Raw genomic sequence first — 5,265 nt, forward strand, 5'->3', positions numbered from 1 at the left:
ATAATATCCATATTATCCTTTACATAAAGGAATTATTTTTATTCCATTTTGAACTATCTATATATATAAAGAAAGATAGTCACCTGTTAGGGAAAGGCTTTCGTATTATAAATATAACAAAAGAAAAAGCACGCTTATAAGCGCACCATAAGAGTGCTTCTTCATACAATTCTCATGTAAGAGTTCTCGAAAATCATGTTAATCACAAAGAAAAGGCATTAGCTCATAAAAGCTAATGCCTTTTCTTTATTCATATTGTTGAGTATTCCATTCTTCTATATTTCATAATTTTGTTATCTACGATTCATAGAAAGAAGGTTCATGTGAGACAATTAAAACCGTTCCTTTGTATTGTTGTAACGCTTCCTGTAAAGCCATCTTAGTTTCTACATCCAAATGATTAGTCCGTTCGTCTAAAATTAAAACATCAGCTTTTTCTATTTTTTCATATAAGGAGCTAACACACTTAAAATCTCTTCTTTATCCTTTTTTAATTCGAGTGATGTTAACATATCCATCGTTCTCGGCCTAGGTAATTTCACTTGTACCTCGCCAACTATTGACGCTGGTCTTTGAGATAAAATAAATACGCGATCTGAAAGCAAGATTGCCTCATCTAAGTCATGTGTAACCATAACGATTGTTTGCTTCTCTTGATGCCAAGAGTTTAAAAGCCAGCTATGTACTTCCATTTTTGTAAATGCATCTAATTTACCAAAAGGCTCATCAAGCAGCATAATTGGCTTTTCACATAAATATGTGCGCAGAAAACTAATTCTTTGACGCATACCACCAGACAATTCATCTGGATAATGGTTTGCATATTCATCTAGTTCGAACTGCTTTAATGCTTCCATTCCTTCTGTCAGCCTTTGTTTTTTCGGCTTTCCTTCAATTTCTAACGGAAGAACGATATTTTGCAAAGCTGATCGCCACGGTAGTAATAAATCTTGTTGTGGCATATAACTAACAACATCTTGCTCTTGTACTTGCTTATCGTTATACGTTACGTTCCCGCTTGTTGGTTTTTCAACATTTGCAATCATGTTTAATAATGTGCTTTTCCCGCAACCACTCGGTCCTACAAAGGAAACAAACTCTCCCTCTTGTATAGAGGCACTAATATTCTCTAATACATTCTTTCCGTCGAAAGATTTCACTATATTTTTTATTTGTAATCCGCTCATTTTTCACTTGGAAGGAATTCATTTGTAAAAGCATCTTTTACATCGATTTTCTTTTTAATAACTTTGTTGTCATATAAGAAATTCATGTAATTCGTCCAAATTTCTTCCTTCTGTACTCCCCATGCTTTAGCATCATCTTGATACTTCGTACTTAACCATTTTTGGCTTTCTTGAACTAAATCTTTATTCACATCTGGAACAGCTTTAATTAAAATATCAGCAGCCTCTTTCGGTTCCTTAATTGCAAAATTATAACCTTCTGTCGTTGCACTCATAAACTTTTTCACAAAGTCTTTATCTTGCTTCGTATGTTTTTCACTCGTAATAATAACAGGACTATAGAAATCAAGCGCTGGATCTAAGTCCTTCACCATAATCGTATTTAACTCTTTTCCTTGACGCTTCGCTTCAATACCATCCCAACCGTAATAAATCCATTCGAAATCTGCATCACGGCCAATTGATTTAAAGAAATCTGTTTGTCCTAAGATGATTTTTTCAACTTTATTAAAATCAGCTTGATGTTTATCCATAATCGTCTTTAATGTCGCTTCTTCTGCTGGTCCTCCCCAGCCGCCGTAACGTTTACCTTCAAAATCTTTCGGTGACGTCATATTGTCTTTCTTAAGCGATGCAAACGCTGAAGTGTTATGCTGAATAATCGCTCCTACAGATACAACAGGAATTCCTTCTACACGAGCTAACGTTACATTTTCTTGTGCACTTATTGCGAAGTCTGCTTTTCCTGATGCTATCATTTGCTCTGCTGTTACATTGTCACCTGGTTGAATAATTTCTACATCTAATCCTTGCTTTTTGTAATAATCTTTCGTTTTCGCTACATACAAGCCAGTATGATTCGTATTTGGAAACCAATCTAATACTACTTTTACTTTTTGATCTTTACTTGCACTTTCTTCTTTCTTCGCCGGATTACATCCAGCCACACCTACCGCTACTAAGGCAGCTAACATAACTTTCAAACCTTTTTTCATTTTCTGCCGTCCTTTCTATATATCCATGGTGCTGTTATTCTTGCCATAAACTCTACGATAAAATACAGGCATAATGTCACCATAACGATGATTGCTGCAACACCAAACACTCGGGCAGTCAAAAAGGATTTTGTAGCCCTCGTAAGCATAACGCCTAATCCTTCACTTGCACCGAGCCATTCTCCGATAATTGCCCCCATTACGCTATATGTAACTGCAATTTTTAAACCTGAGAAAAAGTATGGGAGCACTGCTGGAAATTTTACTTTCTGGTAAACTTGCCATTTCGTCGCCTTCATTGTTTGTAACAGTTTCAGCATATTTTTATCTACTGTTTGAAAACCTTCTAAAATACTAAGCGCAATTGGGAAGAAACAAACGAGTATTACGACCATTACTTTCGGCAACATCCCATATCCAAACCAAATAATAAATAGCGGTGCAAGTACAACAATTGGAATTGTTTGCGAAATAACGAGCAATGGATTTATTAAAATACGAAATAACGGTATAACGTCCATAATAATTGCGATGCTCGTCCCCAATAAAATCGCAAAGAATAGTCCAATTATAACTTCCTGCAGTGTTTGCATCGTATTTGGTAATAGTAAATCTTTCATCCCAATTAATTCTTGAACAATGGCAGAAGGCTTTGGTAAAATCCACGGTTCGATTTTAAATAATGAAACAGATCCTTCCCATATCGCAATGAGAAGGATAAGCCAAATAGTTGTAATAAGTTTAGATTGCTTCTGGTTTTGCATATTCATCACGGTACTTCCAAACCTTTTCATCTATCGTTACACCAGTGCTTGGACGATAATGGATTTTAATAGAAGTAATCACTTCTTCTGCTCCAGCATCGACGCAAGCTTGTTGCGCACGTTTAACGACATCAAGAAGTACATCTAATTCTCCTTCCAAAGTTGTTTCCATTGCCCCTACTTCATAACGAACTCCCGATTGTTGCACAACTTCAATTGCTTTATCGACAACAGAATATACATCTTTCGTTTTCGCTTGTGGTACTACTGAAAATGACATTGTAACTTGTTGTGACATAATAAAATCCCCCTTATAAAATTAAATTTCAAAAATAAGAAAAGGCTTTCCTACTGCGTAGGAAAGCCTTGTATGCAAGTTATTACAGAATAACATATGCTACATCACTTTAAGTAACTCCCTACGCTGGCATTATCCAGATCAGGTTGAGGGTCGATGTTTACTTACATCCTCTCAGCCAATTGGCTCCCCGGTCCTTAATTCGTTTTCATTGTAGCATGATTTATTTTATTGAACAAACAAAAGCATGCATAATCATTTCATTATTTTTGGAAAATAACCAACTTTTTCACCATGAGCTAATAACTGCTGAATAAATTCTTTATTAATTGCTGGTACTATCAATTCTTTTTTCTTAATCCATTCATTCGTTCTACGCGTACCCATTACAATTTCAGATTGCTGCGCTCCATCTCCTGCAACTTGAGAAGCAATCAACTCTGCTATTACTTCATTTCCCTTCGCTAATGCAAGTCCGGTATTTACATATTCTGAAAGTGGAACCATTTCAAGATTGTATCCACACTCTCCAATTAGCTGTATAAATTGTTCAAACTCAATTTGATGTGGATGACAAATATGTAACGTCTCTCCTACAATTTGCGCATCTTGTAAATACGATACAATTGATTTACTAGCAAAATCAATTGGTGTGAAATCAACTTTCCACTTCACATTTGGTGCTTTCCCAATTAATAGCATTGTTTTAATAAGACGATAAAATGCGTTTCCTTCAATATTTTGTTGGAACGAACCTGTTTCTGAATGACATGCTAAATTACCTGCACGATAAATATTTCCGCGCAAACCATTTTTCATTGCTTCACGAACAATGTTTTCCGCTTGTAGTTTACTATTTGAATATACATTTTCTAAGTCTACACTGTAATTAAAATCACCAGTTTTCATGTATGCATCCCATTGATCTACCGCTAATTCTAACGGGATACCAATTGTAGAAATAAAATGGAATGTAGCACCTTTCTCCGCTAATGCTAGCATCCGGCTAGTTCCTTGGACATTTATATTTTCAAATTGTTTTACATCTCCAAAATGTCTTACATCTGCACCGCAATGAATTATCGTATCCATCTTAGAACTGATGAACATAAATTCTTCTTCACTCATCCCAAGATACTCTTCTCCCAGATCACCAGCTACGGCCTGTATACGGTGTAACCATTCTTCACATATATCATTAAAGTAGCCTGTTAATGTATCTATAATTCTTTGCTGCACATCTTTGGTTGGTCTTACTAAACAATAGATAGTAGCAGATGTATCTCTCAACAATTCATATAATATGTGTGATCCTAAATAACCAGTAGCTCCTGTTAAAAAGACATTTGAAATCTGGGTTTCTTCCAAAGCGTTTGCATACGTGATAGTATCTGGCTCGTGAATCACTTTATATTCACGAAATACTTCTTCTTTCTCTACTTTTACTTCTCGCTCAATTCGAGCTAATCCATATATCGTTCTTTCTTTAAAGAAATCTTGAATTGTTAAATGTGAGAAATCTTCTTTTAACAATGTTAAGACTCGTAATACTTTTAATGAATGTCCACCAATTGTAAAGAAATCATCATGCACTCCAACTTTTGAAATTCCTAATACTTCCGCCCAGGCGTTCGCTATTTGTTTTTCTGCTTTATTAGAAGGTGCAACATATTCTTGTAGCCGAACCGGTTCATACTTTTCTTCTAACTGAGCTAACTTCTTAACATCAATCTTTTTATTAGGTGTAAGTGGTAATTCATTAATATAAATTAGTTTAGATGGCACCATATAATCTGGTAATTGCTCTTGTAACTGATAAACTAATTCTGGTATTTCTTTTTTATTTAAAGTTGTATAGAACGCGATTAAATATTGGCTACCTTCCTTACTCTTCTTAGCAAAAACAGCATTTTCTTTTATATTATGATTTTGAGAAATTTTACTTTGGATTTCTCCTAGTTCAATACGATGTCCTCTAATTTTTACTTGATCATCTTTCCGATGTAAAAACTCTATATTTC

The 5,265-nt window shown here is 35.0% G+C and carries 5 protein-coding genes and 1 riboswitch; all 5 genes read right to left on the reverse strand.

Annotated elements, in window-relative coordinates; genetic code table 11:
* Positions 1 to 437 precede the first annotated feature (437 nt).
* Positions 438 to 1,187 (reverse strand): ABC transporter ATP-binding protein, encoded by a 750-nt coding sequence (locus tag ABWK52_RS20835; protein WP_000016085.1) that lies wholly within the window; start codon positions 1,185 to 1,187, stop codon positions 438 to 440.
* The gene (locus tag ABWK52_RS20840; RefSeq protein ID WP_000715568.1) at positions 1,184 to 2,182 is read right to left on the reverse strand and encodes an ABC transporter substrate-binding protein; all 999 of its coding nucleotides are present in this window, start codon (positions 2,180 to 2,182) and stop codon (positions 1,184 to 1,186) included. Before ABWK52_RS20840 ends, ABWK52_RS20835 begins: the two co-directional genes overlap by 4 nt.
* Complete coding sequence (locus ABWK52_RS20845; protein WP_001057166.1) at positions 2,179 to 2,952, reverse strand: ABC transporter permease; 774 nt, start codon at positions 2,950 to 2,952, stop codon at positions 2,179 to 2,181. Before ABWK52_RS20845 ends, ABWK52_RS20840 begins: the two co-directional genes overlap by 4 nt.
* Positions 2,924 to 3,244, reverse strand: coding sequence for an MTH1187 family thiamine-binding protein (locus tag ABWK52_RS20850; protein WP_000082906.1), 321 nt, complete (start codon positions 3,242 to 3,244; stop codon positions 2,924 to 2,926). The genes ABWK52_RS20845 and ABWK52_RS20850 overlap by 29 nt, the downstream gene beginning before the upstream one ends.
* 101 nt (positions 3,245 to 3,345) lie before the next feature.
* Positions 3,346 to 3,447: riboswitch (TPP riboswitch) on the reverse strand.
* Between the two features lie 52 nt (positions 3,448 to 3,499).
* Positions 3,500 to 5,265, reverse strand: a 1,766-nt coding sequence (locus ABWK52_RS20855) for a thioester reductase domain-containing protein (protein ID WP_353772108.1), incomplete at its 5' end; no start/stop codon positions are given.

This window comes from Bacillus sp. AP50 (assembly GCF_040492675.1).
Taxonomy (GTDB): domain Bacteria; phylum Bacillota; class Bacilli; order Bacillales; family Bacillaceae_G; genus Bacillus_A; species Bacillus_A cereus.

What these genes read in the sequence shown, in the direction of transcription:
- ABWK52_RS20835 (WP_000016085.1), bottom strand. Translation starts at nt 1,187, where the DNA reads ATGAGCGGATTACAAATAAAAAATATAGTGAAATCTTTCGACGGAAAG.
- ABWK52_RS20840 (WP_000715568.1), bottom strand. Translation starts at nt 2,182, where the DNA reads ATGAAAAAAGGTTTGAAAGTTATGTTAGCTGCCTTAGTAGCGGTAGGT.
- ABWK52_RS20845 (WP_001057166.1), bottom strand. Translation starts at nt 2,952, where the DNA reads ATGAATATGCAAAACCAGAAGCAATCTAAACTTATTACAACTATTTGG.
- ABWK52_RS20850 (WP_000082906.1), bottom strand. Translation starts at nt 3,244, where the DNA reads ATGTCACAACAAGTTACAATGTCATTTTCAGTAGTACCACAAGCGAAA.